Origin of the sequence: Metabacillus indicus (genome assembly GCF_046603695.1) — a bacterium.
Taxonomy (GTDB): Bacteria; Bacillota; Bacilli; order Bacillales; family Bacillaceae; genus Bacillus_P; species Bacillus_P indicus.
In genome coordinates this window covers 2,291,999-2,317,534 of the sequence record NZ_CP176757.1, presented here as the reverse complement: position 1 = coordinate 2,317,534, position 25,536 = coordinate 2,291,999, and the positions used below count along the sequence as shown (strand labels likewise).

29 protein-coding genes are annotated in these 25,536 nt (G+C 44.0%); 22 read left to right on the top strand and 7 right to left on the bottom strand.

What is annotated here, in order from left to right; translation table 11 throughout:
- Window positions 1–102 precede the first annotated feature (102 nt).
- Both ACK1LH_RS11610 and ACK1LH_RS11605 read left to right on the top strand, forming a co-directional pair.
- Window positions 103–972 (top strand): cation diffusion facilitator family transporter, encoded by an 870-nt coding sequence (locus tag ACK1LH_RS11610; RefSeq protein WP_029280668.1) that lies wholly within the window; start codon window positions 103–105, stop codon window positions 970–972.
- A gap of 19 nt (window positions 973–991) precedes the next feature.
- A complete protein-coding gene (locus ACK1LH_RS11605) occupies window positions 992–1,276 on the top strand; it encodes a hypothetical protein (RefSeq protein ID WP_029280669.1) in 285 nt (94 codons plus the stop codon).
- Between the two features lie 73 nt (window positions 1,277–1,349).
- On the opposite strand, the gene ACK1LH_RS11600 is transcribed toward ACK1LH_RS11605, so the two are convergent.
- The gene (locus tag ACK1LH_RS11600) at window positions 1,350–2,258 is read right to left on the bottom strand and encodes a LysR family transcriptional regulator (protein ID WP_029280670.1); all 909 of its coding nucleotides are present in this window, start codon (window positions 2,256–2,258) and stop codon (window positions 1,350–1,352) included.
- A 195-nt stretch (window positions 2,259–2,453) separates the two neighbouring features.
- Between ACK1LH_RS11600 and ACK1LH_RS11595 the strand changes: the two genes are divergently transcribed.
- On the top strand, window positions 2,454–4,277 hold the full coding sequence (locus ACK1LH_RS11595; protein ID WP_029280672.1) for an assimilatory sulfite reductase (NADPH) flavoprotein subunit: 1,824 nt from the start codon (window positions 2,454–2,456) through the stop codon (window positions 4,275–4,277).
- A 25-nt stretch (window positions 4,278–4,302) separates the two neighbouring features.
- The gene (cysI, locus tag ACK1LH_RS11590; RefSeq protein WP_411333103.1) at window positions 4,303–6,021 is read left to right on the top strand and encodes an assimilatory sulfite reductase (NADPH) hemoprotein subunit; all 1,719 of its coding nucleotides are present in this window, start codon (window positions 4,303–4,305) and stop codon (window positions 6,019–6,021) included.
- Between the two features lie 190 nt (window positions 6,022–6,211).
- On the opposite strand, the gene ACK1LH_RS11585 is transcribed toward cysI, so the two are convergent.
- On the bottom strand, window positions 6,212–6,490 hold the full coding sequence (locus tag ACK1LH_RS11585; protein ID WP_029280676.1) for a hypothetical protein: 279 nt from the start codon (window positions 6,488–6,490) through the stop codon (window positions 6,212–6,214).
- Between the two features lie 161 nt (window positions 6,491–6,651).
- Between ACK1LH_RS11585 and ACK1LH_RS11580 the strand changes: the two genes are divergently transcribed.
- From ACK1LH_RS11580 to ACK1LH_RS11570, 3 genes are all read left to right on the top strand, one after another.
- On the top strand, window positions 6,652–6,873 hold the full coding sequence (locus ACK1LH_RS11580) for a helix-turn-helix domain-containing protein (RefSeq protein WP_029280678.1): 222 nt from the start codon (window positions 6,652–6,654) through the stop codon (window positions 6,871–6,873).
- A 119-nt stretch (window positions 6,874–6,992) separates the two neighbouring features.
- Entirely contained in the window at window positions 6,993–8,435 is a 1,443-nt protein-coding gene (locus ACK1LH_RS11575) for a PstS family phosphate ABC transporter substrate-binding protein (RefSeq protein ID WP_411333101.1), read from the top strand.
- Window positions 8,436–8,579: 144 nt separating this feature from the next.
- Complete coding sequence (locus ACK1LH_RS11570; RefSeq protein WP_029280681.1) at window positions 8,580–9,623, top strand: serine hydrolase domain-containing protein; 1,044 nt, start codon at window positions 8,580–8,582, stop codon at window positions 9,621–9,623.
- A gap of 427 nt (window positions 9,624–10,050) precedes the next feature.
- On the opposite strand, the gene ACK1LH_RS11565 is transcribed toward ACK1LH_RS11570, so the two are convergent.
- Window positions 10,051–11,016 carry a multidrug resistance efflux transporter family protein gene (locus ACK1LH_RS11565; RefSeq protein ID WP_029565904.1) on the bottom strand — a complete coding sequence of 322 codons (966 nt, stop codon included), beginning with the start codon at window positions 11,014–11,016 and terminating at the stop codon, window positions 10,051–10,053.
- 114 nt (window positions 11,017–11,130) lie between these two features.
- Between ACK1LH_RS11565 and ACK1LH_RS11560 the strand changes: the two genes are divergently transcribed.
- From ACK1LH_RS11560 to ACK1LH_RS11515, 10 genes are all read left to right on the top strand, one after another.
- Window positions 11,131–11,481, top strand: coding sequence for a hypothetical protein (locus ACK1LH_RS11560; RefSeq protein WP_029280684.1), 351 nt, complete (start codon window positions 11,131–11,133; stop codon window positions 11,479–11,481).
- Window positions 11,482–11,559: 78 nt separating this feature from the next.
- A complete protein-coding gene (locus tag ACK1LH_RS11555; RefSeq protein WP_051827241.1) occupies window positions 11,560–11,811 on the top strand; it encodes a DUF2164 domain-containing protein in 252 nt (83 codons plus the stop codon).
- Window positions 11,812–11,888: 77 nt separating this feature from the next.
- Complete coding sequence (locus ACK1LH_RS11550) at window positions 11,889–12,737, top strand: transporter substrate-binding domain-containing protein (protein ID WP_029280688.1); 849 nt, start codon at window positions 11,889–11,891, stop codon at window positions 12,735–12,737.
- 15 nt (window positions 12,738–12,752) lie between these two features.
- Window positions 12,753–13,430 carry an amino acid ABC transporter permease gene (locus tag ACK1LH_RS11545; protein ID WP_029280690.1) on the top strand — a complete coding sequence of 226 codons (678 nt, stop codon included), beginning with the start codon at window positions 12,753–12,755 and terminating at the stop codon, window positions 13,428–13,430.
- A 170-nt stretch (window positions 13,431–13,600) separates the two neighbouring features.
- Window positions 13,601–14,044, top strand: coding sequence for an NUDIX hydrolase (locus ACK1LH_RS11540; protein WP_411333097.1), 444 nt, complete (start codon window positions 13,601–13,603; stop codon window positions 14,042–14,044).
- 31 nt (window positions 14,045–14,075) lie between these two features.
- Window positions 14,076–15,569 (top strand): amidase, encoded by a 1,494-nt coding sequence (locus tag ACK1LH_RS11535; protein ID WP_029280693.1) that lies wholly within the window; start codon window positions 14,076–14,078, stop codon window positions 15,567–15,569.
- A 162-nt stretch (window positions 15,570–15,731) separates the two neighbouring features.
- Window positions 15,732–16,322, top strand: a complete 591-nt coding sequence (locus ACK1LH_RS11530; RefSeq protein WP_411333095.1) for a GNAT family N-acetyltransferase — start codon at window positions 15,732–15,734, stop codon at window positions 16,320–16,322.
- Between the two features lie 337 nt (window positions 16,323–16,659).
- Complete coding sequence (spx, locus tag ACK1LH_RS11525; protein ID WP_029280695.1) at window positions 16,660–17,067, top strand: transcriptional regulator Spx; 408 nt, start codon at window positions 16,660–16,662, stop codon at window positions 17,065–17,067.
- Window positions 17,068–17,107: 40 nt separating this feature from the next.
- On the top strand, window positions 17,108–17,818 hold the full coding sequence (locus tag ACK1LH_RS11520) for a GTP pyrophosphokinase family protein (protein WP_029280696.1): 711 nt from the start codon (window positions 17,108–17,110) through the stop codon (window positions 17,816–17,818).
- A 21-nt stretch (window positions 17,819–17,839) separates the two neighbouring features.
- Entirely contained in the window at window positions 17,840–18,268 is a 429-nt protein-coding gene (locus ACK1LH_RS11515; RefSeq protein ID WP_029565900.1) for a MarR family winged helix-turn-helix transcriptional regulator, read from the top strand.
- 596 nt (window positions 18,269–18,864) lie between these two features.
- On the opposite strand, the gene ACK1LH_RS11510 is transcribed toward ACK1LH_RS11515, so the two are convergent.
- The 3 genes from ACK1LH_RS11510 to ACK1LH_RS11500 all read right to left on the bottom strand — a co-directional run bounded on the left by ACK1LH_RS11510 (window position 18,865) and on the right by ACK1LH_RS11500 (window position 21,034).
- Complete coding sequence (locus ACK1LH_RS11510) at window positions 18,865–19,851, bottom strand: spermidine synthase (protein ID WP_411333093.1); 987 nt, start codon at window positions 19,849–19,851, stop codon at window positions 18,865–18,867.
- The gene (speD, locus tag ACK1LH_RS11505) at window positions 19,848–20,258 is read right to left on the bottom strand and encodes an adenosylmethionine decarboxylase (protein WP_320156916.1); all 411 of its coding nucleotides are present in this window, start codon (window positions 20,256–20,258) and stop codon (window positions 19,848–19,850) included. The genes ACK1LH_RS11510 and speD overlap by 4 nt, the downstream gene beginning before the upstream one ends.
- 116 nt (window positions 20,259–20,374) lie before the next feature.
- On the bottom strand, window positions 20,375–21,034 hold the full coding sequence (locus ACK1LH_RS11500) for a phosphatase PAP2 family protein (RefSeq protein WP_411333092.1): 660 nt from the start codon (window positions 21,032–21,034) through the stop codon (window positions 20,375–20,377).
- Between the two features lie 196 nt (window positions 21,035–21,230).
- Between ACK1LH_RS11500 and ACK1LH_RS11495 the strand changes: the two genes are divergently transcribed.
- Together ACK1LH_RS11495 and ACK1LH_RS11490 are read left to right on the top strand one after the other, a co-directional pair.
- The gene (locus tag ACK1LH_RS11495; RefSeq protein WP_029280703.1) at window positions 21,231–21,941 is read left to right on the top strand and encodes a nucleotidyltransferase domain-containing protein; all 711 of its coding nucleotides are present in this window, start codon (window positions 21,231–21,233) and stop codon (window positions 21,939–21,941) included.
- 17 nt (window positions 21,942–21,958) lie between these two features.
- Entirely contained in the window at window positions 21,959–22,402 is a 444-nt protein-coding gene (locus tag ACK1LH_RS11490; protein WP_411333091.1) for a GNAT family N-acetyltransferase, read from the top strand.
- A gap of 37 nt (window positions 22,403–22,439) precedes the next feature.
- Here ACK1LH_RS11490 and ACK1LH_RS11485 read toward each other — a convergent pair whose 3' ends face one another.
- On the bottom strand, window positions 22,440–22,634 hold the full coding sequence (locus tag ACK1LH_RS11485; RefSeq protein WP_029280706.1) for a DUF6954 family protein: 195 nt from the start codon (window positions 22,632–22,634) through the stop codon (window positions 22,440–22,442).
- 231 nt (window positions 22,635–22,865) lie between these two features.
- Between ACK1LH_RS11485 and ACK1LH_RS11480 the strand changes: the two genes are divergently transcribed.
- The 3 genes from ACK1LH_RS11480 to ACK1LH_RS11470 are packed head-to-tail and all read left to right on the top strand — an operon-like array spanning window position 22,866 to window position 25,536.
- The gene (locus tag ACK1LH_RS11480) at window positions 22,866–24,221 is read left to right on the top strand and encodes an aspartate aminotransferase family protein (protein WP_411335093.1); all 1,356 of its coding nucleotides are present in this window, start codon (window positions 22,866–22,868) and stop codon (window positions 24,219–24,221) included.
- Window positions 24,221–24,919, top strand: coding sequence for a CoA transferase subunit A (locus ACK1LH_RS11475; protein WP_029280710.1), 699 nt, complete (start codon window positions 24,221–24,223; stop codon window positions 24,917–24,919). The genes ACK1LH_RS11480 and ACK1LH_RS11475 overlap by 1 nt, the downstream gene beginning before the upstream one ends.
- Window positions 24,898–25,536 (top strand): 3-oxoacid CoA-transferase subunit B, encoded by a 639-nt coding sequence (locus tag ACK1LH_RS11470; protein WP_029280712.1) that lies wholly within the window; start codon window positions 24,898–24,900, stop codon window positions 25,534–25,536. Before ACK1LH_RS11475 ends, ACK1LH_RS11470 begins: the two co-directional genes overlap by 22 nt.

Below are 25,536 nucleotides of genomic sequence, written 5' to 3'. Positions count from 1 at the left end.
ACATTTGTTACTCTTGTTGAACCGCGAAAAAAGGTTGCTGTAGACTCACTCAAACCTTGACTGGTAAGATGTTCAAGGAACGAAAACGCGGAGGATCATTTGATGGAACAACAAAAATATGCAGATTTAAAAAAAGGCGAGCGGGGAGCGATCATCAGCATTGCTGCATACCTGTGCTTATCGGCTCTGAAATTGCTGATCGGATATTCAGCGAACTCTGAGGCACTTAAAGCGGACGGCTTAAACAACGCAACAGATATCGTTGCTTCAGTTGCTGTGTTCATAGGGCTTCGGCTGTCACAGAAGCCTGCCGACAAAGATCATCCATACGGCCACTGGAAAGCGGAGACAGTTGCGTCGCTTGTCGCATCTTTTATCATGATGGCCGTAGGACTTCAAGTATTGTACGGAGCTGTATTGTCAGTGTTTGAAGGGAAACAGGAATCACCGGACATGATCTCGGCATGGACCGGTTTATTCAGTGCTGCCGTTATGTATCTTGTTTATCGTTACAATAAAAGGCTTGGAGAAAAAATTAACAGCCAGGCAGTGACTGCGGCTGCGAAAGATAATTTGTCAGATGCATGGGTCAGTATTGGGATTGCGATTGGCATTATCGGCTCTCAATTCTCCCTTCCATGGCTGGATCCGGCTGCAGCCGTCATTGTCGGATTACTGATCTGCAAAACAGCATGGGATATTTTCAGGGAAGCTTCGCACCATTTAACGGATGGATTTGACGAAGAGGAAATAGAGGCTTTTAAAGAAACGGCCCTTTCTCTGTACGGGGTTAAAGGGGTAAAGGAAATTAAGGCGAGAAATTATGGAAACAATACAGTAGTAGACATCGTGATCCTGGTGAATTCCAATCTCGATATCCGTGATGCACACGATATTTCTACAAAAGTCGAAACGATTTTAATGAAGAAGCATGAAGTGTACAATGTACATGTACATGTAGAACCGAATTAACAGAAAGGAGGGTGTGCAAGTGGATTCTGAACTCATGTCAAATTTTATTCGTATAGGCCTTCCGCTTCTGGTTATGGCGGCTTCGGTCTTTCTTACTCTGAAACTTCCTTATAGCAGAAGGTTTATACCGCCTGTGACACTCGCCATTTTAGCAGCTCTTGTATACGTCATCCCAACCTTTTTACAGGGAAATGACAAGGATCTGAATGATGTGCTGCTGACGCTGTATTTTACAATGACCCTGATGCTCAGCTGTATGCTGAGTCTTATAGCTGCTTTGTTTTTCAATAAAAAGAAGAATTAGCAAAAAGGCCCAGCACATGCTGGGCCTTTTTCGTATGGCGCAAAACTTGAATTCCGGTCTTACTCACTCGCCGTTATTTTTTTGCCAGCCTCATCTCATCCGGCCACTTGTTCTTTAGTGAATTAATAAACGTTTTCACTATCTTCTTATCTTCACTAACAGGCGAGTACAGGTAGGAAAGAGTCCTTGTAAACCGCTGATTTTTCATATGAATAATTGAAAGGTCTTTATTTGCAACATCCCGTTCAATGACGCTTTTTGAAAGAAAGGACAGGCCCGTTCCGTTCATTAGCGTTTCTTTTATTCCCTGATTGCTGCTGATGGTAAGCAGTGATTTTACTTTAAGGCCGTTCGTCCGTATGACGTGATTTAAATATTCACGTGTACCTGAACCAACTTCGCGGGTGACCCACGGCTGGTTGTGCAAGTCGGCAAAAGTGACCTCTTTTTTCAGACCAAGCTCATGATCCATGGAGGCAACGATAAAAAGCTCATCCTGCATAAACGGGTGGACGGAAAGTTCACTTTCGTTCGTATGCCCTTCAATGAGACCAATATCGACCCCATGCATGCGCACGCTTTGTACAATTTCCTGTGTGTTTCCGATCAGTACCTGCAGTTCAAGCTCAGGATAATCTTTTTGCAGATCAAGCAGCAGGGAAGGGAGGATATACTCTCCAATTGTAAAGCTTGCGCCAATTTTCAATTCCCCGCGGATGGCATTTTGGTGTTCGAGAATATCCTGTTTGGATTGTTCATATAAAGAAATCATCCTTTTTGCACGGTCATACAGAATTTCGCCCGTTGGGGTAATCTGAAGAAACTTGGGAGACCGGATAAAAAGCTTTGTCTCAAATTCTTTTTCAAGGTTTTTAATATGAAGACTGACGCTCGGCTGGGACATGCGGAGCGTTTCTGCTGTTTTTGTAAAGTTTTTCACCTCTGCAAGAGTAATAAATGTTTTCAAAGCATCATAGTGCAAAATAGAAAGCCACCTTATCATTAGAAATCTTAATAATCATCATAAATTAAATGTATTTTACTAATTTTCTGTTTTCAGGTAAAGTAGAAATAGTATTTTTTTATAAAGGCTTTATAAAACAAAGTCATAAAACCGACTTTGCGTATAGGGTTAATTGTATTGGTAGTTCCAAATTCGTTTGCGAGGTGGGTATCGTTGCAACTTCAGGTAAGTAACAGTCCGTTTAATCAGGAGCAGGCAGAGCTTCTTAACCGCCTTCTGCCAACATTATCAGAAACACAGAAGATCTGGCTGACGGGATATTTGACAGCCGCACAGGCTGCTGGACCTATTGGTGTTCTGGCGCCTAAGGCAGGAGAGTCGGCACTTGTTCAAAACACAGCACCCGTTTCAAAAGAAGTGACCGTTCTATACGGCTCACAGACGGGAAATGCACAAAGCCTTGCTGAAAACGCAGCAAAAACACTGTCCGAACAAGGCTTTCAAGTAACTATTTCTTCTATGAACGATTATAAACCGAATCAGCTGAAAAAAGAAAAAAACCTCTTGATTGTCGTCAGTACACACGGTGAGGGAACTCCGCCTGACAATGCGCTCTCATTCTATGAGTTTTTGCATGGAAGAAGGGCACCTAAGCTTGATGGCCTGAATTTTTCCGTTCTGTCACTTGGTGACAGCTCGTACGAATTTTTCTGCCAGACCGGCAAAGACTTTGATGGGAAGCTGGAAGAACTGGGTGGAACGAGAATCTTTCCGCGCACTGACTGCGATCTTGATTTTGATGAGCCGGCTGCAGAATGGATCAGCGGTGTGATTACTTGCTTAAAAGAGAAGCAGGGGGACAATGCCGCTCCTGCTGGTGAAGTGTCTGCTGAATCAGCACAGCCTTCTGCCTACTCCCGCACAAATCCTTTCCGTGCAGAAGTACTTGAAAACATCAACTTAAATGGACGCGGGTCAAATAAGGAAACCCGTCATCTTGAATTGTCCCTTGAAGGCTCAGGTCTTACATATGAACCCGGAGACAGTCTTGGCATTTATCCCGAGAATGATCCCGTGCTTGTTGATCTCTTGCTTGAAAAAACGGGATGGGATCCCGAGAGCAGTGTGACGATCAATAAACAGGGAGACCGTTTGTCCTTGCGGAACGCCCTTTTAACTCATTTTGAAGTAACTGTGCTTTCAAAGCCGCTTTTAGAAAAACTGGCAGGCATATCAGATCAAAGCGTGCTTAAGGAGCTTGTTTCACCTGGAAAAGAAGATCAGCTCAAAGCGTACATTGAAGGCCGCGACCTTATTGATCTGATTGAAGATTTTGGTCCTTGGACTGTTTCGGCAGAGGAATTTGTTCAAAACCTCCGCAAAATGCCGGCGCGCCTTTATTCGATTGCGAGCAGCCTGACGGCAAATCCCGATGAAGTGCACTTGACCATCGGCGCAGTCAGGTATGAAACACACGGACGAAAGCGCAGCGGGGTATGCTCCATTTTAACAGCCGAGCGGCTTCAGCCCGGCGATACCCTCCCTGTATACATACAGAAAAACCAGAATTTTAAGCTGCCTGAGAATCCTGATGTGCCGGTCATTATGGTCGGACCCGGAACAGGCATCGCCCCGTTCCGTTCATTCATTCAGGAAAGAGAAGAAACAGGAGCAGGAGGGAAGTCATGGCTGTTCTTTGGCGATCAGCACTTTGTCACAGACTTCCTTTATCAGACGGAATGGCAAAAGGCTCTTGAAAATGGTAGTTTGACACGAATGGACGTCGCTTTTTCAAGGGATACAGCAGAAAAAGTGTATGTTCAGCACCGCATGCTTGAGCAAAGCAAAGAGCTGTACGCTTGGATTAAAGAAGGGGCATATGTCTACATCTGCGGAGATGAAAAACACATGGCCCATGATGTTCACAGCACGCTTATCAGCATTATTGAAAATGAGGGCGGCATGAGCCGCGCGGCAGCGGAAGAAGTTCTTGCCGGCATGCAGCAGCAAAAACGCTATCAGCGCGACGTCTATTGAGAACGATTGAAAGGGGTATACCATCATGTCAAATAAAGTACTGAGTGCGCCTGAAGGCCCTCCGAGTGATGTAGAAGATATTAAAAAGCGAAGCAATTATCTGCGCGGGACACTCGCAGAAGTGATGCAGGAGCGCATTTCCGCCGGTATTCCCGACGATGATAATCGCCTGATGAAGCACCACGGCAGTTATCTTCAGGATGACCGCGACCTTCGGAACGAGCGCCAGAAACAAAAGCTTGAGCCTGCCTATCAGTTTATGCTGCGCGTCCGCATGGCAGGGGGAGTCGCAAGGCCGGATCAATGGCTGGTCATGGATGAGCTTGCCCAAAAATACGGAAACGGCACGCTTAAACTGACAACTCGCCAGACTTTCCAGATGCACGGAATTCTGAAATGGAACATGAAAAAGACGATTCAGGAAATCCACGCTTCCATGCTGGATACAATCGCCGCCTGCGGAGATGTAAACCGGAACGTCATGTGCAATGTCAACCCTTATCAATCTGACCTTCATGCTGAAGTGTACGAGCTTTCAAGAAAACTGAGCGATGACCTTCTTCCTCGCACCAGAGCCTACCATGAGATCTGGCTTGATGAAGAAAAGGTAGCAGGCACACCCGATGCAGAAGAAGTCGAGCCAATGTATGGCCCGCTTTACCTGCCGAGAAAATTTAAGATCGGGATTGCTGTACCGCCGTCAAATGATATTGATGTCTACTCTCAGGACCTTGGGTTTATCGCTATTGTTGAGGATAATAAGCTCTCAGGCTTCAATGTTGTCATTGGCGGAGGAATGGGCATGTCTCACGGTGATAAGGCAACCTACCCGCAGCTTGGAAAAGTCATCGGTTTTGTTGCCCCGGATCGACTTGTAGATGTGGCTGAAAAAATTATTACCATCCAGCGTGATTACGGAAACAGGTCTGTCAGAAAATATGCCCGTTTTAAATATACGGTCGATCGTTTAGGTCTTCAGAATGTGAAAGAAGAACTTGAGAACCGTCTTGGCTACAGGCTCGGCGCAGCAAAAGATTTCCGTTTTGACAGCAATGGCGACAGCTACGGCTGGGTAAAAGGCGGGAACGGCAAATGGCATTTCACGCTGTTTGTAGAAGGGGGCCGCATCGCTGACTACGACGGGTACCCGCTGATGACTGGCCTGCGCGAAATTGCAAAGGTGCTTAAGGGCGACATTCGTTTGACGCCTAACCAAAACTTGATCATTTCAAACGTGTCATCTCAGCAAAAGAAAAAAATAAATGAGCTTATGGAGAAGTACAGCTTAACAGACGGCAAACACTATTCTGCACTGCGCCGCAGCTCCATTGCCTGCGTGGCTCTTCCAACGTGCGGCCTTGCCATGGCAGAAGCAGAGAGATATTTGCCGAGACTGATCGACAAAATTGAAGAAATCGTGGATGAGAACGGGCTGCGCAACGAAGAAATCACGATCCGCATGACAGGCTGTCCAAATGGATGTGCCCGCCACGCCCTCGGTGAAATTGCCTTTATCGGAAAAGCGCCTGGAAAATATAATATGTATCTCGGTGCCGCATTCGACGGCAGCCGACTGAGCAAATTATACCGCGAAAACATCGGAGAAGAAGAAATTCTCAGCGAACTTCGCGTCCTGATTGCCCAATTTGCAAAAGAGCGGGAGCCGGGAGAACACTTCGGAGACTTTGTTGTCCGGACCGGGACAGTAAAAGCAGTAACAGACGGAACTAATTTTCACGACTGACGAAAAGACAGGGGAGACCCTGTCTTTTTTGCGTTGAAGAGGGTGAAGAAGAGAGTTTCGGCGGAGTCATTTAAATGGAAGCCTATAAATTAACTCGACTAAAATAGAGGGCACCAAAAAAACATTCCCACAGTGTATCACCCCAAAATCAGCCACAAAAAAAGCCTTCAGCAGAAGGCTTTTCCAGGACTCAATCGTCTTTTCGGTCTTTATCATTCATATCTTCCGGATCTTCAATTGGATCTTCAGGGTCCGGATCTGCGTCTTTTTCATCATCTTTCATCATTGTATCATCTTCATCCATGCCTGGTGCATTTTCATCTTCGTTGTTTTCATCCATTTGATCCTGTTCTTCTTCCTGCTGGTTTTCAGGCGGTGCCGGATCCTGATCGTCATTTGCATTGCAGCCTGCCATCATAAATGCTGAAAAAAGGACACCCATGATGAGAATTAGAATTTTATTTTTCATCGTAAACCTCCTGTATTGTTTTTCCCTTTTAGGTTGCCCGCACAGGAGAAGAATATTAGTGTATTTTAGTAACATAATGTTCACGTTTACAATGGTGCAAATGGCTGCAGCAGTGATACACTAAAAGTATAAAATTGGATGATTTTAGGGAGGAATGGATGATGGCTGCTTTTCACCAGCAATTAAAGCATTACCGCGAACAGAAGAATATGAGCCAGGAGGAGCTAGCTTTTAAAGCGAGACTTGGGCGTCAGACCATTGAAAAGTATGAAGCAGGAGAAAAAATCCCTGATACGCAAACCATCTTAAAACTCTCAACAGTGCTGGATGTGCCGGCTTCGGAATTAATCAGTAAAGAAGAACTGGCAAGAAAACAGAGCTGAAATCTATGACGGTGTCCTTCTAAATGAAGGGCATTTTTAAATTCCGAAAAAATATATTGTAAAAATTAGGATTAAAGTGTAAAATTACACTAACAAAAGGAAGGTGAGGAGAAGAAGATTTGAAAGTTGCAAAGCTGTTTATGTATTTTGGGCTTATCCCATTCAGTTTATCACTGCTGGTGGTTATTTCTATGATGGCGGGTGTTCACTTCATTCTATATTCGTCCATCGCTGTTTTTTCTATTGGAGGACTCGTCTTTGGGTACAGGTGGTTTAAACATCGAGTTCAGGGACAAGAATTTCTAGCCTTTGTTCCGCTTGCTTATACTGCGGTGCTTTGGGCAATCTTTATGTGGATCAGCGGAGGATTTTACGGTCACGACAGCTGGGTAATCTATGGGATTTTGCACTTGCCGTATGCACCGGGATTCTTCATGTCAGCTTTCGCCGGTGAACTGAAAACCCTTTTCTGGGCTCCAATTGCATATGGAGGAGCATTCAGCATCACATGCACGATTTTAATGCTGAAAAATCGAACCGGTTTGTTACCTGCTGCAAAAAAAGCTGTGACTCTATTAGCCATCATTGGCATCAGCTTAAGTGCAGGCACCTACATACATGCTGAAAGAAGCAAAAACGTGCTTCCTACCTACGGGTATGAACACGGAGGAGGCTATTCCAGTACAGATTTGACGCCATATGAAGTAACCACCCCTAATCACAAGCTGCCGACTTTAAAAGACGGGTCAACGTTCATCATTGAGAACTCAGATGAAATGCCAGTCCTTGACGGAGCTGAGGCAGCTTTTCCGGTTTACTCTGCTTTTGCCAATGCAGTATATAACAATGTCAGCAGCGTCATGACATCTGAAAAAGAGGTCGTGAGTTTCACAAATACAATCTATGCCTATGAACGTTTGCTTTCGGGTGAGGTAGATATATACTTTGGTGCTGAACCCTCAAAGGAACAGCAGATGATGGCTGAAAAAGCCGGCAAAGAGCTTGTCATGACCCCAATTGGAAAAGAAGCATTTGTATTCTTTGTTCATCCGGATAATCCGGTTGAAAACCTGGATGTTGAACAAATCCAGAAAATTTACTCCGGTGAAATCAAAAATTGGGAAGACGCAGGAGGGAAAGAGGAAGAAATCATGCCCTTTCAGCGCCCGAAAAATTCAGGAAGCCAAACGCTGCTTGAGAAAATTATGGGGGACACTCCCATTCAAAAACCGCTGAAAGAAGAAGTGGTGCAGGGGATGGGGGGAATTATCGAACAAGTGGCAGATTACCGAAATGTTGAAAACGCCATTGGCTTTTCCTTCCGTTATTTTGCGACAGGAATGAGGAAAAATGGAGACATTAAGCTGCTTGGGGTAAACGGGATCAAGCCTGATCCTGAAAACATCAGCAATGAAACTTATCCGTTTACTGCATCCCTCTATGCCATTACGCTTAAATCCAATCAGAACAAACAGATTGAGCCATTCCTTCAATGGATGCAGGGGCCCGAGGGACAGGAACTTGTTGAAGAGGTTGGGTATGTAAAGCTTACGGATCAATAAGGGTCAAGAAAGGGCATCTCCATCTAAAGGAGGTGCCTGCTGTTAGTTCGGTATCTCTTATATGTCTTTCCAGCACGTAATAAACATTTTATATCACAGTAAAGAAATATTTTATAAAGGTACTTTGTATATGGGGGGATTAGTGTGAAACCGCTAAGCGTCAACATTCAAAAAAGTATGGTCGATTTTCAGATAACGGGATTAAGCCTGGCATCAATTGATCAAGGCCGGATATGCAGCGCTGAATGTTTCGGTCTGCTTGAAGCCGGAACGGATAAAATGGTCAAACGGAATACGATTTTCAGTGCGTGTTCAATCAGTAAATTTGTAGCGTCAATGCTTGTGATGATACTGGCCGATCAAGGCATACTTGATTTAGATGAGGATGTTAATGAAAAACTAACTTCATGGAAGGTACCTGATCATGAGTTTAACAATAAGAAAAAAGTGACGGTAAGAAATTTGCTTTGTCATCAGTCTGGCGTGCTTGATCCTCCAGATAGTTTTACCGAAAGGATTTCGATGACAGACAGCCCTGAGACAGCAGAGCTATTAGCAGGTATGACTCCCTATTGCAAAGCTCCAATTGAACTGAAATATGAACCTTGGAGCGAATTCCGCTATTCGGACGCAGGTTACAGTATCATACAGCTCGTAATAGAGGACGCTGCCGGGATACCTTTCACAAAGCTGGTACATGATCATATTTTCCATCCTTTAAATATGTCGGACAGCACGTTTGATTTACCGGCATCATCTTTAGAAAAAAGGAATTTCTCATGCGGTCACAGCAAAAGCGGTGATCTTGTTAAACGAAAATATCCTGTATATCCTTTTCCTGCAGCTTCGGGACTTTGGACAACACCGGCAGATTTAGCTCTATTAGTGATAGAACTAATGAATGCCATTAAAGGTGAAAGCAGCCTCAAGCTTTCGGCAGAAAAAGCAATGGAAGTGATTGAATCCCAGGGATGCAAGGAATGGAGCGGGCTGGGTGTTTTTCTTGATCATAACCAAAAAGGGATTGAAATCTCATCTTTAGGCTGGGGAGCCGGTTTTCAATGTATGCTGGTGGCATACCCGTTTTTAGAAAAGGGTTTAGTGATTATGACAAATACGGATACCGGTGTACATCAGCTGGAAGGGATAATCGGAGAGATCTACAGGGAGTGGGTTGTAAATTTTTAGAAAAATGAAACTTTTAATGGAGCCGCTTCGTATATATGGTCATTCAAAGACTGCGGGGTGCAAAATGAAAAAATACCTGTTTTTTGTTCTGTTGACAGTGATCATTGAGTCTTTATTAATAACCGGAACAATCTTTATATGGAACACGGCTTTTCCTGAAACCATGTTTTTTGGCTCCTTCATATTTCTGTTTATTGCTTTCATCATAAGCTCTTCGGGTGGATTTCTATCCAATAACGCTGAGTTCTCTGTTTTCTCGGCGATGGCAGGAAGCTACCAGCCCAGGCGCGAGGAAAGTTACTTGATTGTCAGCCCATTCTTAGTAGGTTCTCTTCTGTTTTTTATTAGTTATTTTCCCATTTATTATTTTGTTTACTGAGTCAAAAAAAACACCGCAAAAAGCGGTGCAAGGCTGATTTTTCTTCAACTAAAGGTTTTTAGCTGCACGTGAATAGGAGATTCTTTTTAAACGGCCTTCATTGAAATAACTGTGCATAAACATTCCGGCGATAATTAGTCCGATTCCGGCGAGGGTAATGCCTCCGGGAAAAGGGCTTGAAAAAAGAATCATTTCCCCTGCAAGGACGAAAAGGACCTGGGTTGATTGAGTAGCTTCAACAGATGCAAGCTTGCCCTCATCATGACGCGATCTGTCTGTTGCAATGAAAAAAAGCGTCGTGGCTATTACACCTGAACTGACGGCCACGATAAAGGATTGTACGACCTGACCGGATGAAGGAGGGCCTGTGAAAACATACCCGCATACCGCCAAAATGATCCAAAATGGAGTGCTTGCAAGTGTCATGCCGAGCACTCTTTGAAAAGTATCAAGCCTTCCCCCGCAAACCTCCATCATCTTCCTGTTCCCGAGCGGATAAGCAAGCGCTGCAGCTGCAACCGGAAGAACACCTGCCAAAAGGGCCCAGCTTCCAGCTCCAGATGCATGCTTCATTTGAATGAGAACGACTCCTGAAAAAATGATGATAGAAAAGAACAGAGCAGGCAGAGGGATTTTCCTCCTGTTTTTCACACCTTTTGAACTTTCATAAAAAAGCGGGGCAAGCAATGTTCCGGCAACAATGGTCAGTTGCCATGTACCCGCTACAAGCCAGCCGGGCCCGTATGCAGCCGCAAATGTGATGGGCGCATAAAAAAGCACAAACCCTGTGAAGCTCCAAAGAACCCACTTAGAGGGTTGATCCTTCATTTCAGAGAAGAGCTGTCTGCTGTTTTTTCGAAGAGCAACGATGAGAACCAAAAACGGAATCATAAATAAAAACCTGAGCGACGAACTCCAGAGCCAGCTGCCGCCTGCAAGCTCCATTGACCGGTTTAAGATAAATGTTACAGCAAAAAACATGGAGGCAATGATGCCCGTACCAATTTCTTTCATAGCTTCCTCCTATTAAATCGTGTGCCTCTATTATACAAATATCCAGACGGAAAATTCAGTTAATACGAAAGAAATATGATACGATAGCAAAAACATGCTGAAAGGATGCTGCTCATGATAAATTATGATAACCGCCGTTTTGCTGCTGTATCAAATTCTGAAAATGGGGAAGTTTCTTCAAAGACGATTTTTATTTACAAGCAGGAAGGAAACATTCTCTCAGGATCATATGAGGGAGGAGAAATCCTGAAAGGGTCGCTGATGGGGCTGGTAAAGGAAGACGGATCCCTCGAATTCAGCTATCATCATATAAATGATAAGAATCAGATCAGGGGAGGCCGCTGCTGCTCTGAACCTGAAAAGCTTGCTGACGGGAGAATCCGCCTTTTTGAAAAATGGCAGTGGACGGATGAGGAGCGGACAGAGGGAGAGTCTGTCATCGAAGAAATCCTTCCTTGTACATAAAATGTTTGAAAAATACAGTCTGACAATCTGTTTTATTTTCTGATATCCTCAGGCTTGAATCTATAACAGGAAAGGCTGATGAACGTGTTTATTCAATTTACGAAAGAACAGAAGATGATGATGATTGAAGATATTCAGCGCTATTATTATCAGGAAAATGGAGATGAAATTGGAGAACTTGCAGCTGAAAACCTGCTTGAATTCATTAAAGAATCCATCGGTCCCCATTTTTATAACCAGGCTGTAAAAGACGCGAAAAATCTGGTCGAACAGAGAATGCAGTCCATGGAGGAAGATCTGTACGCCCTTGAACGGACTGTGAAGAGGTAGAGGTTCAATCATAAATATTGCGAATTTCATCCTGTAATGCTATCTTTTATAGGATTATAGAAAAAAGGTGGATTTGCATGAAGAATATTTTTTCACTAAATAAAACAGGTGTCATTTTCGCAATAATGGCATTCGCATTTATGCTTGCAGGCTGCAGCAGTTCTCAGGAAAAACAGGAAGAAAAAACAGCCTGGGACACAATTAAAGAAGAAGGCAAGCTGAAAGTAGCAACTTCCGGCACGCTATATCCTGCTTCCTATCATGATTCAGAAACAAATGAGCTGACTGGATTTGAAGTGGAAGTGGTCAAAGAAATGGCGAAACGCATGGATCTTGAAGCTGAATTTTCAGAAATGGCGTTTGACGGTATGCTGACGTCTGTTCAAAGCGGCAAAGTTGATCTTGCTGCAAATGATATTACGATGACTGATGAGCGGAAAGAAAAGTTCGACTTTTCCGTGCCTTATAAACACTCTTACGGGACAGCTATGGTGCGGAAAGATGACCTTTCGGGCATAAAATCACTTGAAGACCTGAAAGGGAAAAAAGCAGCAGGAGAAGCAACAACGACTTATATGGCTGTAGCCCGCGAGTACGGAGCTGAAGAAGTCATTTACGACAATGCAACAAATGATCAGTACTTGCGTGACGTGTCAACTGGAAGAACGGATGTCATTTTAAATGATTATTATCTGCAGCGCTTGGCTGTTGCCGCTTTTCCGGATTTGAACATTACCATTCATCCTGATATCAAATTCAATCCAGTCAGCCAGGGCATCATTATGAAAAAAGACAGTGCCAAGCTGAAAAAAGAGATTGATACTGTACTGAACGAAATGCTTAAAGACGGAACGATTGCCAAAATCTCGAAGCAATTCTTTGACGGGGCAGATGTTTCAAAAGAAACAGATGCTGATTTTAAGTAGCGGCAGGTGACGGCAATGGATGCGATTCAATGGGAATACCTCTTTGACTGGGAGCTTGCCGTCAAATCCTTTCCTTTTGTATTGAAAGGAATCTGGAACACGCTGCTTATCTCGCTTGTGAGCATGGGCATTGGTTTGGTGCTAGGTTTCTTCCTTGCTTTAGGAAGAACGTCCAAATCTCCTGTATTCAGCTGGCCTGCGAGAATCTACATTTCATTTATGCGCGGCGTTCCTATTCTGGTGATTCTGTTTATCTTGTATTTCGGTTTTCCGATCATCGGAATTGAGTTTACAGCGGTAACCGCAGCACTGATTGGCTTCAGTCTGAACAGTGCTGCCTATATGGCTGAAATCAACCGCTCTGCACTCGCATCTGTTGACAAGGGGCAGTGGGAGGCAGCAAGTTCGCTTGGAATGTCGTACTGGCAGACAATGAGAGGAATCATTCTTCCTCAAGCCTTTAGAATAGCGCTTCCGCCGCTGTCGAATGTACTGCTCGACTTAACAAAAGCCTCCTCTTTAGCAGCAATGATTACAGTGCCTGAGCTGTTCCAGCAGGCAAAAATCGTTGGAGGAAGAGAGCTGGACTATATGACGATGTATATTCTCGTCGCATTCATCTACTGGGGGATTTGCTCCCTGCTTACTCTTTTTCAAAATTATCTTGAGAGAAGATATGAATACCTGCTTTAATCAGAAACCAGATTGCTGCAAATGCAGCATCTGGTTTTTTTGAAATGGTAATAATGGTGCTGTCTTCCGTTTTTTTTAATACTCAAAGTTTTATCACGATGTAATCAAAACTGGATATTCATGTTAAAATTCTGGAAGAAGAAAAAATGATAATAGAGGGGGAACCGGTCATGCAGCCGCCAAAACATATTGTTTCCGCAGCGACCATCGTACTAAATGAACAGGGAGAAATCTTACTGATAAAAGGACCAAAAAGAGGATGGGAAATTCCCGGAGGACAGGTAGAAGAAGGGGAATCACTGAAAGAAGCGGCCATCAGAGAAACGCATGAGGAATCGGGAATTATCATTGAGGTAACGAAATTCTGCGGGATTTTTCAAAATGTTGACCGCTCAATCTGCAATACACTTTTTAAGGGAAAGCCGGTTGGAGGAAAGCCCGAGACAAGGCCTGAGAGTTTAGAAGTAGGGTATTTCCCGATTGAGATAGCACTTGAAATGGTCACCTGGAAAAATTTCAGACAGAGAATCGAATATTGCTTAAACGAAGAAATGCAGCCTTTTTATGTTGAATTTAAAGGTAATGAGTCAGAAGAGCTGACTGGAATGCTATGACAAATAAAAATGACAGGAGATGAAAAAAACGATGGATTTGCATACATACGCATCCTGCGATGCAACCGGCCTTGCTGAACTGGTCAAAAAAAGAGAGGTTTCCCCGGAAGAACTGGCCGCTGCTGCTTTTAAACAGATCGAAAATGTCAATCCTCTAGTAAACGGTGTGGTCAGAACAAGGCAGGAAAAGACAGAAGCGGAAATAAAGAAGCTGAAGCTGGATGGTTCCCAGCCTTTTGCGGGTGTACCAATGCTGCTGAAAGATATTTCACAGGCAATTGAAGGAGAACCTCTGACTGCGGGTTCAAAACTTCTTACAAACCATACAGCGAAAAGAGATTCCCATTTTGTCGCGCGGTTAAGAAAAGCAGGTTTTACTTTCATCGGCCACACAAACACACCGGAATTCGGCTTGAGAAATATTACGGAACCAGAACTGCACGGTGCAACTAAAAATCCTTGGAACACAAAGTTTTCAGCCGGCGGTTCAAGCGGCGGTTCAGCAGCCGCTGTGGCATCAGGAATGGTGCCGATAGCCGGTGCAAGCGACGGAGGAGGCTCCATCCGGATCCCGGCCTCTTTTACCGGCCTTTTCGGATTAAAACCTACAAGAGGAAGAACTCCTGTCGGGCCAAGTGTGGGCAGGCAATGGCACGGGGCATCCATTGATTTTGTCCTGACAAAATCAGTGCGGGACAGTGCTGCGATGCTTGATCATCTGCAAGTGATTCAGCCGGAAGCAGCATTTCATACACCGCTTTTTGAAGGCAAATACACGGACACCCTGAAATCAGGATTAAAACAGTCGCTGCGGATTGCTTTTCAGACCCAGTCTCCAGTTGGCACAAAAGTAAGCAGCGAAGCAGAAGAGGCCGTTCATCGCATGGTCGAATGGCTTGAGGGCAATGGGCACCAAGTAGAGGAACGCGGCAATGGCATAGACGGAGTCAGGCTCATGGAAAATTATTATACGATGAACAATGGGGAAATGTCGGCAACGATCCTGGATCTTGAGAAGATGCTCGGGAGGCCGATTACCGCGAATGATGTGGACATTGTGACCTGGGTTCTGAGTACGGCCGGGCATTCTGTAACAGCGGCCGAATTTTCTAAGAGTCTTGCAGAGTGGGATTTCGCAGCGGCTCAAATGGCTGCTTTCCATGAGACATTTGACTTGTATCTGACACCGGCCACTGCCTTTGCCGCACCGGAAATTGGAGAATTAATGCAAACAGAAGAAGAAATTCAGACGCTGCTGAAAATCAGCGAACGCCATAAGGACGAGCATCTTCCATTTGTCTACGATATGTTCCTGAAAAGCTTGACGTACACGCCGTTTACTCAGCTGGCCAATTTGACGGGACAGCCTGCAATGAGTGTGCCGACTCATATGACAAAACAGGGACTCCCGCTTGGAGTTCAGTTTATAGCGCCTAAAGGAAGAGAAGACTTGCTTATTTCACTTGCAGGGGAAATTGAACAAACGCGATTGTGGATTGGGATGGAAGGAAATCCGTTTTTTTGACCAGCGGAACTTAGAAATAGAGAGAAAAAGAAGGATAATTGTAAAAACATGGCGAATAATTCCGTATCAAAGAGACTGCTGTGTGTCTGAATGCTGAAAAAAACCTTTTAATATCCGCTCTGCCGGCATTCGTGAACAGTCAGGCAAAGGAGATGCATCACAGTGGAAACATCATTTCCTGTTATTGAAACAGAGAGATTGCTTTTGAGAAAGGCTGTTCAAGAAGATGCAGCGGACATGCTCCGCTACTTGTCTGATGAAGAAGTTGTCCGGCATATGGGTCTGAATCCATTTAATTCTTTACAGGACGTTTACGGCGAATTGGATTGGTACCGGGAAATTTTCCAAGTAGGCACTGGCATCAGATGGGCAATCTCTCTTAAAGGATCCGGCATCATGATTGGAAGCTGCGGCTTCTTAAACAGAAAACCTAACCATTTCCGCGCTGAAATTGGCTATGAATTAAGCCGTGAGTATTGGGGGGAAGGGATTGCTTCTGAAGCTCTTCAGGCCATTATCAGCTACGGTTTTGATCATTTGAACCTTGAGCGAATCGAAGCCTTAATTGAACCTTCCAACGCACCTTCTATAAAGCTTGCGGAAAGGCAAGGGTTTATCAGGGAAGGCCTGCTTAGACATTATGAATACACTTGCGGAAAATTTGAAGATTTGTATATGTATTCACTTTTAAAAATGGATTGGCGCAGTAAAGAAATTAAAACATCAGCCGATAATACCAAGAAAGATATCTAAGCAGGAGGGAAGCATATCCTATGGAAGAACAAAAACATTGTCCTAAATGCAAGTGTGAACAGCAGCACGAAGACAGCAAGTGTCTGGTGTGCGGACACAGCGTAATGGATTCCATTCTGGCTTTATACCCGGATAGATCCCTTAGAACAAACAGCCGCAGAAGGCCTGTCAAGTCATCCCTTTTTAAGTGATGGCTTTTTTTCTTGCATAAAAACACATGAACAAGTAAAAGCATATTAGTTGATTTATATATATCTTACTTGTAAGATATATATATCGTACATGTTTTACAAACAGGTGGAACTTATGATCAATCTTTGAAGGAGAGGAATCATTTATGGCCATTACGTTGTTTACATCATGCAGCTGCTCATCCTGCAGAAAGACAAAGCTTTGGATGGAAGAGCACGATATTTCATATACAGAAAGAAATCTTTTAATTGAACCTCTGACAATGAAAGAGCTTAAACAGATTTTGCGTATGACAGAAGAAGGAACAGATGAAATTCTTTCAACCCGGTCAAAGCAGTTTCAGGAGCTTGACGTTAACCTCGATTCTTTGCACATGCACGAATTGCTGGAGCTTCTTAAGTCCAAACCCGGTTTGCTCCGGTGCCCGATTGTCATGGATGAAAAAAAATTCCTTGTAGGATTCAATGAAGATGAAATCCGCAAGTTTTTGCCCAGAAATATCAGGGCATACTTACTTAGACTGCTTGAAGCAAAAACGATGCTTCCAAATTAACTGAAGGGGTTTTATGGTGGAAGATTTTAAAGTGCCGGAAATGAGTGCAGAGAAGCTTAAGACCATCAAGAGAGAACTCACGCGCTTTATGATGTCCTACAAGTTTGCACTTGAAGAAATGAATACGAAAATAAATATTTTAAAACAGGAATTTCAATATATTCATGATTACAGCCCTATTGAGCACGTAAGCTCGAGGCTCAAATCGCCTGAAAGCATCATGAAAAAAATGCATCGTAAAAACTATGTTTTTTCACTGGAAGAAATCAGAAGAAATATGAAAGATATAGCGGGAATTCGTATAACATGCTCGTTTTTATCTGATATTTATCAGATCAGCGATATGATTCAAAACCAGAAAGACATTCACATTGTCGAATGCAAGGATTATATTAAGAACCCAAAGCCGAATGGGTACCAAAGCCTTCATTTATTGGCAGAAATTCCTGTTTTTATGTCTGACAGACAGGAGAATGTTATGGTTGAGATTCAAATCCGGACGATAGCCATGGATTTCTGGGCAAGTCTTGAACATAAAATTTATTATAAATATAACCAGGCAATACCTGAACATTTGACTGATGAACTCAGAGAAGCGGCATTATCGGCAGCCGAGCTTGACCGGAAGATGGAAAGGCTGCACAATGAGATCACTGATTTGAAAAAAAACGGAGAACAACAGAATCCTCTTGAGGAACAAATGCTGCTTCCTTTAGAACTGCTCGCTAAACTTAGGCAGACAAAAGTATAACGCATGCTGGAGATGACCCCTATGAATACGAAACGAAACGAAAATATCGTCTCCCTGTTTGAGATTTTTGTTTCACTTGAACGCAAATGGATGAATGACTGGAACCATGTGAATCAGGTGGGACTTTCCAAAACCCATATTCTGATCCTGCAGATTCTCGAGACAGAAGGGCTCAAGCGTCCTTCGCTGCTTGCAGAGCAGCTGCAGATAACGACGGGCGGAGTCACCGTGCTGACTAGCAAGCTGATTAAAGACGGCTTCGTTCAAAAGTGCCAGAGCGAAAGGGACCGCAGAGCTTATAACCTTGAAATAACAGAGACAGGAAAGGTACTGCTCCATTCCGCAAGAAAGCAGATCAACCAGCAGATTGAAAACATGTTCGGCATGCTTTCAGATGAGGAGATTCAAAATTTGCGGGACATTTTCTACAAATGTCTGGTGGGTCAATAAACAAAAAAGCCGGAAAATTCCGGCTTTTTTGTTTATTATTCTTCTGATGCGCAGGATTCACACAGCCATAACTCTTCTGTTTCTGAAAACGTCAGCTTTTTGTGAAAAGAACACTCATCACAAAGGTCTTCTCTTTCATTTTCGTTATTCATCCTTCAGCCTCCTTCATTCAAAGTCCCCATCCGAGCAGAAGCCATATTAATACCTATGATTATGATGGTAAATATACCCCTCCATAATGGAATGGAAACCTTCCCACATTTATCCCTGTGCCGCTTTGAAGTGTACTAATAAGTGATGGATAGTAATTCGACAGATACGCCGTAAATGCCTTTCTTCAGAAAAAATATTTTTTCAATAATCCGGATCGATTAAAAAAAATAGACAGCTTCAGAGAGCTGTCCATTTCTTGTTGTTAATCAGGAAGTTATAAAGAATAAAAGACTGTGGATAACATAACAAAGTTATCATCGGCAAGCGGAAGCGCCTAGATCCTCTGTCAGAACAAATCCGTCAAAAAAGGCGGGAACCGGACTTTTCCGTCGGATTCTTATCTGCCTATCGGAGCGGGCCTTGGCGCTTGCGCTTTTGTTCTGTTAATCCATATAAAAGCTTTCTTTTTTGAAAATGGCATGGAGTAAAGATTTGTTTTTCGTATTGATGATCCCCTGATTTTTCTTTTCTGTGACATAGGTAGGAAATTTGGAAAGGTCACCAAGATTAGATGGAAGTGATTTTGCGGGTACTTGAGCTTTTTTGCCTGAGAGGGATTTGCGCGATGCGGATGCCAGGTGAAAGCCCCAGTCCCCGAACGATGGAACGGTTGTGTGATAGCTTGTTACGGCAAAACCTGCGCTTTCAATTGTTTTTCCAATTGTCCAGAAAACGAGAGGGGTCTCATCAGGAGAGTTCGCCTGACACACAAAAACACCATGGGGTTTAAGCGATTTTTTCAAAAGGGAGTAAAATTCTGTCGTATAAAGATCACTGATGGTTTTGCCTGTAGGATCAGGAAAGTCTACAAAAATGATGTCATAGGGATCAGGTTCGGAAGCAAGGTATGCCTGAGCGTCCATAGGATGGACGGTAACCCGTCTGCTTCGGAGCGAATAATCGTTCAAAGATGCAAGGCTTTTTACTTCTTTTGCTGCTTTCAGCACCAGAGGATCAAGGTCCACTAAGTCAGCGTGCTTAACCCCGCTGTATTTTAACACTTCTCTTAAGGCAAGACCGTCTCCTCCGCCTAAAATAAGCACGCGTTCATGTGCAGGAGACGCTGCAAATGCAGGATGAACGAGAGCTTCATGGTAGAGCTTTTCATCCAGTGAGCTGAACTGAAGCTGTCCATTCAAATACATTCTCAAATCATTTGCCTCTAAGATCTGGATCTTTTGGTAGCTGCTTTTTTGGTCAAAAAGATCACGGTGATTTCTTCTTTTCATTTCATCCAGTCCAATTTGATCCCATTTATCTCCACGAACATTTTCATCCGCTTCCTGTTTTTCAAGCCTGTTTGTAGAGCGTGATTGAGCGGCATTTAAGTCTGAAGCCACCCAGGGCTTGGAATGCTGATTATGGTTCATTTTGAATCTCCTCCTTTTGACGTATCATAAACAAAAATTTCTTTTGGGAAGATCAGCTGTGTCCCGTTTACTCCTCTTGAAACCGTGTAAACAAGAGCTCTCTTTGCGCCGAGCCCTCTTAATAAGGACCGTGTCTGAAATTCAGGATCAGCATCTCCGCACGTGTAGTAATCTAGAGACGCATAGTTTTCCTCCGGCCAAGTATGGATCGACATATGAGAAGTTGATAAAACAAGCACACCTGTCACACCTTGGGGATGAAAAGGATGAAAATACGAAGAGAGCACCTGCATGCCATTGTCATTCGCTGCCTGGAGCATGAGAAGCTCAAGGTAATCTTTGCTGTTCAAAAGGTCAGGGTTACAGTCAAAAGCATCAATAATTAAATGTTTTCCTTCAATATTCAACGGTTGCATCATTCCTTTTTCGACATATTTCATACAGTGTATGTCGAATTTCGGAGCATGCCTGTACAGATATCTCCATTTTTATAAAAAAAAAGAACCCAATCAGGTTCTTTAAGTCAGCCGGCATTCCTTTCAGAAACTCCTTCTTTGATGACGGAGGGCAAACGTGCCGGGGCTCGCTTAAGCTCAAAAAGGACATACCAGAGTGAAAGGCCAAGGGCAATCGATGCAATCACATCATAAATGACATGCTGCTTTACAAATAACGTTGATAGGATTATCAAAATTCCCGTCAGCTGAGATAGAAAGGAAACCATTCTGCTGAGCTTGAGTTTTGGAAGGACGAGCATGATGATAAAGGTTGTCAGAACATGAATGCTTGGGAAGCAGTTAAACGGCTGGTCGTTCTGATAAATCACCGAAACAAGATGAATAAGGAAGCCATCACCCGTCAGTTCGGGTCTTGGAACGGTTGACTGGAAGAAAAAATAAACACCGAAGCAGATTAATTCTCCTGCCGTCAGGGCAATCACAGTTTTCCAGTAAATGTGTGAATCCCTCCACCAGAAATACAGGAGAAACCCAAACATATACACATACCAGATGATATACGGAAGAATAAAAACCGGGACAAATGGAATATAAGCATCTGCCTGAGCGGTCATGTCTACCGCATTTGTCTGCCTTTCATTTAAAAATTCATACATCAGTCCGAGAAGGGGAAATACGAGAAACCCTGATAAGTCTCTTATTTTAAGAATATAGTTTTTTGTCATAAGAAAACGCTCCTGCAATAAGTTTGATAAAAATGTTATACCCTGCCTAACGTCAAATTAATCTGTATCAAATTGGAAATCATGATCTTACAATCTTCCAGATTATGAGTATAATGGAGACAGAACATTCCTACTATACCTGCTTCAGTGAAAAAAAGAAATCTATTTTTAAAAAGAGAGATAAGGGGGAATCAATATGAGGCTTCAGCCTGCAGAGGCAGCATTGAAAATCGTTGAAAAAAGGTTTCCTTCATGTGCAGCAGCTGTACTTGCGGGCAGTGTAGTGAGAGGGGAAGGCACTCCTACATCAGATTTGGATCTTGTCATATTTGATGAGAGCATTAAGGAGTCATACAGAGAATCGTTTGTCGATTTCGGCTGGCCTGTAGAGGCATTTGTACATAACTTTTCATCTTATCGTTATTTTTTTGAGGAAGACTGCAAAAGCGGAACACCATCCATGCCAAGAATGACAGCTGAAGGAATTGTGCTGAAGGGGAAAGAACGGCTTGTCCCGATTAAAAAAGAAGCATCAGCCCTCCTTGAAAAGGGTCCTGAGCCCCTAACACAAAAGGAAATTGACAGCAGACGCTATTTTATTACCGATGCTTTGGACGACTTTACCGGGTGTGCAAATCGTGCAGAGGGCATTCATGTTGCAGGGAATCTTGCTGAACTCCTCCATGAATTTGTTCTCCTTACAAACGGAAGATATATAGGCAAATCAAAATGGATACATAGAGCGTTAAAACAATTTGACGAACATTTGGCTGAATCATTTTTTGCCGCATTTGAGGATTACTACCGCCAGGGGGAAAAAGACAGCGTCATCCGTCTGGCTGATGACATTTTAAAGCCGTATGGAGGAAGATTTTTTGAAGGGTTTTCATTAGGGAAAAACGAATAAGAAGGGGATGGATCATTTTGGAGACAATCGTAAGGCATCCGGAGAAGAAAGACACAGAAGCATTGATGGGGCTGATGTATGAATATATAGTTGATTTCTATCAGTGTGAAAAACCTCCTGAGAAACAGCTGGAAAATCTTATTGATACCCTATTAAAAGGAGAAAAAGGCATCCAGTTTGTTGCACAGTCAGGAAATAACCTTGTCGGATTTGCAACCCTTTATTTCACGTACAGCACAACAAGAGCAAGCGAGATTGCGGTAATGAATGATTTATATGTAAAGGAAGAATTCAGGGGGAAAGGTGCTGCTGAACAGCTTTTTAAAAGCTGCCATACATACTCCGCCTTGCATCATTTCACTGCCATGACATGGGAGACCGCCGCAAGCAATCTAAGGGCTCAGCGTTTTTATGCCAGGATGGGCGGAAAAAAAGGTGAATTCCTCACCTATTCCATATAAAATGGCAGATAAAAACGCTTGGAAAATTTCCAAGCGTTTATTTGAAAAAATGCCTGCAAAGAGAATGGTAGACCATTCCGAGAAAAGCTGCTGTCATTATGACAAAAAAAGCCGTAACCACGCGTTCCCCTGTCTCCCCGTCTGCAAACAGGACTGATCCGCCTCCAAAATAGGCAAGCAGAATAAACATCGCGAAAAAGACACCGTGAAACAGCCACTTCAGCACAACCATCACCTGACCCTTCAATAAGATATGGTATGCAGGTGAAAAGAAATTTGTTTACAAACTAATGACAGCGCTTACAAAAAATACGGCGTTGTGGGTACTGTAGGCGTCAGCCCTCTGTAAAGAGCCCGAAAATGGTTTGTCGATGGCTTTGATTGCTCATGAGAAATAACCGCTTTGTCTTCCACATATGTATTAATGAGCAAGATACATTAGAAGGTTGGGGTGAATGGCGGGGTGGAGAGGGACTATTTAATCAAACCCATGCTTGATGAGAGCTATAAAATAGTCAGCCATGGACAAGGTGTTTATCTCTTTGATACGGATGGAAAAAAATACATGGACGCTTCTTCAGGAGCGGTTACGTGTTCAATAGGCCACGGGGTACCGGAAATCATTGATGCGATGGGCAAGCAGGCAAATGCCGTTTCTTTTGTATACAGATCCCAGTTTTCAAGCCATGCAGCTGAAGGACTTGCAAAGAAGCTTTCAGAAATTACACCGGGTGACCTTAATTGGACATTTCTTGTTAACAGCGGGTCAGAGGCAATTGAGACGGCAATGAAGACAGCCATTCAGTATTTCCAGGAGCAGAACCTTCCTCAGAAAACGAAGATCATATCGAGATGGATGAGTTATCACGGCATTACATTAGGCGCCTTATCCCTTTCAGGCCATCCTGAAAGGCGGTTCCGCTTTCAGCAGCTGCTTGAGTCAAATCCGGAAGTTTCCCCGCCATACTGCTACCGGTGTCCATTTGGACTAAACCCGGCATCCTGCAACGCAAAATGTACAGACGAACTTGAAACGGCAATCAGAAGGACCGGTGCAGAGCATATTGCCGCATTCGTGGCTGAACCTCTTGTAGGTGCAGCAGGAGCGGCGCTTACTCCCCCTGAAGGCTATTATGAGAAAATCCGGGATATTTGTGACCGGTATGATATCCTCCTGATTGCAGATGAAGTCATGACCGGCATAGGGAGAACAGGGAAAACTCTGGCAATGGAGCATTGGGGAGTATTGCCGGATATTGTGGCCCTCGGCAAAGGAATGAGCGCAGGGTATGCACCGATAGCGGCAACACTTGTAAGCGACAGAGTGATGAGGCCGATTCAGCAGGGGTCTAAACTGATTATGAGCGGCCATACTTACAGTGCCAATCCCCAATCTGCCGCAGCCAGTCTTGCTGTTTTGCATTATATCGAAAAAAACAGCCTGAATGACGCATCGGCGGAAAAAGGAAAAACACTGATGAAACAGCTTCAGAAATTGCAGAAAAAGACTTCCATTATTGGGGATGTCAGAGGGATGGGACTTATGATCGGAATTGAATTTGTTACAGACAAAGCGACAAAGAAGCCTTTTTCAAAAGCCTGTCACCTGACAAGCCGCATCATTAAGAAAGCCCAGATGAACGGACTGCTCGTTTATCCCGCTGCAGCTGGAATTGAAGGGGGAGACGGAGATGCAATCTTGATTGCTCCGCCGCTTACGATCAGTGAGGAAGAGCTGACCGAGCTGGTCCGGCTTTTTTCCAAAACTATTTCGGAGATAGAGGCTGAGATTATCCGTAATAAAGGAGAGTGCGTATGATTTCAAATGCTTTTCAAAAGATCAGGCAAATAGACGATGTACTATCCAAAGTAAATGATGGCTGCACTCTAATGGCCGGAGGATTTGGAGGAGTAGGCACTCCCCCGACACTTGTAGATGCCATTCTTGAAAAAGGGGTCAGGGACCTTGAAATCATCTGTAATGATGCCGGTTTCCCCCATATCGGCATTGGAAGGATCGTCTCTTCGGGAAGAGTCCGAAAGCTGATTGCTTCACACATAGGATCAAATCCTATAGCAGGGGCTCTGATGTCAGAAGGAAAGCTCCATGTTGAGTTTTCTCCTCAAGGCACGCTTGCAGAGAGAATCCGGGCAGGCGGGATGGGCCTTGGGGGGATCCTGTGTGACGTGGGAATAGGCAGCGAGATTGCCGAAAAGGGAAAGGAACGGCTGACTGTAAACGGGAAGACCTATTTGCTTGAAACGGCTTTAACGGCAGATGTAGCAATCATCTGCGGCAGGAAAGCAGATGAATTTGGGAACATTGTTTATGAAAAAAGTGCCCGAAATATGAATCCTTTAATGGCAATGGCAGGCGATTATACGATCGCAGAGGTCGATCAGATTGTAGGTTCCGGAGAACTCGACCCGGAAACGATTATTACGCCGGGCGTTTTTGTTCAGGCAATTGTCCAAAGTGAAGGGGTGAACTGGAAATGGGTATGGGAGCCGAAGTGAGAGAGAAAATTGCGAGAAGGGCTGCACAGGAAATAGAGAACGGCATGATCGTCAACCTCGGAATAGGCATTCCTTCGCTCGTGCCGAATTACTTAACAGGAAAGCCGCAGGTCATGATTCAGGCTGAAAATGGAATTCTCGGGATAGGCCCGACACCTGCAGCCGGTGAAGAAGATGGCACTCTGTGCAATGCAGCGGGCTATCCGGTCACCACCGGCAATTGGGCCTCGTACTTTGATTCTGCAGCGGCATTCGGTATGATCCGCCGGGGCTGCGTGGATATGACGATTCTGGGTTCTCTACAAGTAAGCGGAAAAGGAGATCTTGCGAACTGGATTGTACCGGGAAAAAGAGTGCCTGGAATGGGAGGAGCCATGGAGCTTGCTGCCAAAGCAAAAAAGGTCATCGTTGTGATGAACCATGTTAATAAAAACGGTGAACCGAAAATTCTTGAAGAGTGTACGCTGCCTCTCACTTCAAAAAAATGTGTCAATATGATCATTACAGACATGGCTGTGCTCGAAGTGCAGCCGGGTGGTCTGAAGCTGCTTGAGGTCATGCCTCCTTTCACAGTGGAGGATGTGATCAAACATACAGGGGTGAAGCTTGAAACCTGA

Bases quoted from the DNA above. Each gene is read 5' to 3' on its own strand.
- ACK1LH_RS11495 (WP_029280703.1), top strand. From the start codon at position 21,231: ATGAGGCTTCAGCCTGCAGAGGCAGCATTGAAAATCGTTGAAAAAAGG.
- ACK1LH_RS11545 (WP_029280690.1), top strand. From the start codon at position 12,753: ATGGATGCGATTCAATGGGAATACCTCTTTGACTGGGAGCTTGCCGTC.
- cysI (WP_411333103.1), top strand. From the start codon at position 4,303: ATGTCAAATAAAGTACTGAGTGCGCCTGAAGGCCCTCCGAGTGATGTA.
- ACK1LH_RS11540 (WP_411333097.1), top strand. From the start codon at position 13,601: ATGCAGCCGCCAAAACATATTGTTTCCGCAGCGACCATCGTACTAAAT.
- ACK1LH_RS11470 (WP_029280712.1), top strand. From the start codon at position 24,898: ATGGGTATGGGAGCCGAAGTGAGAGAGAAAATTGCGAGAAGGGCTGCA.
- ACK1LH_RS11535 (WP_029280693.1), top strand. From the start codon at position 14,076: ATGGATTTGCATACATACGCATCCTGCGATGCAACCGGCCTTGCTGAA.
- ACK1LH_RS11555 (WP_051827241.1), top strand. From the start codon at position 11,560: ATGAACGTGTTTATTCAATTTACGAAAGAACAGAAGATGATGATGATT.
- ACK1LH_RS11565 (WP_029565904.1), bottom strand. From the start codon at position 11,016: ATGAAAGAAATTGGTACGGGCATCATTGCCTCCATGTTTTTTGCTGTA.
- ACK1LH_RS11520 (WP_029280696.1), top strand. From the start codon at position 17,108: ATGAGTGCAGAGAAGCTTAAGACCATCAAGAGAGAACTCACGCGCTTT.
- ACK1LH_RS11510 (WP_411333093.1), bottom strand. From the start codon at position 19,851: ATGAACCATAATCAGCATTCCAAGCCCTGGGTGGCTTCAGACTTAAAT.
- ACK1LH_RS11580 (WP_029280678.1), top strand. From the start codon at position 6,652: ATGGCTGCTTTTCACCAGCAATTAAAGCATTACCGCGAACAGAAGAAT.
- ACK1LH_RS11610 (WP_029280668.1), top strand. From the start codon at position 103: ATGGAACAACAAAAATATGCAGATTTAAAAAAAGGCGAGCGGGGAGCG.
- ACK1LH_RS11550 (WP_029280688.1), top strand. From the start codon at position 11,889: ATGAAGAATATTTTTTCACTAAATAAAACAGGTGTCATTTTCGCAATA.
- spx (WP_029280695.1), top strand. From the start codon at position 16,660: ATGGCCATTACGTTGTTTACATCATGCAGCTGCTCATCCTGCAGAAAG.
- ACK1LH_RS11515 (WP_029565900.1), top strand. From the start codon at position 17,840: ATGAATACGAAACGAAACGAAAATATCGTCTCCCTGTTTGAGATTTTT.
- ACK1LH_RS11560 (WP_029280684.1), top strand. From the start codon at position 11,131: ATGATAAATTATGATAACCGCCGTTTTGCTGCTGTATCAAATTCTGAA.
- ACK1LH_RS11485 (WP_029280706.1), bottom strand. From the start codon at position 22,634: ATGGTTGTGCTGAAGTGGCTGTTTCACGGTGTCTTTTTCGCGATGTTT.
- ACK1LH_RS11500 (WP_411333092.1), bottom strand. From the start codon at position 21,034: ATGACAAAAAACTATATTCTTAAAATAAGAGACTTATCAGGGTTTCTC.
- ACK1LH_RS11585 (WP_029280676.1), bottom strand. From the start codon at position 6,490: ATGAAAAATAAAATTCTAATTCTCATCATGGGTGTCCTTTTTTCAGCA.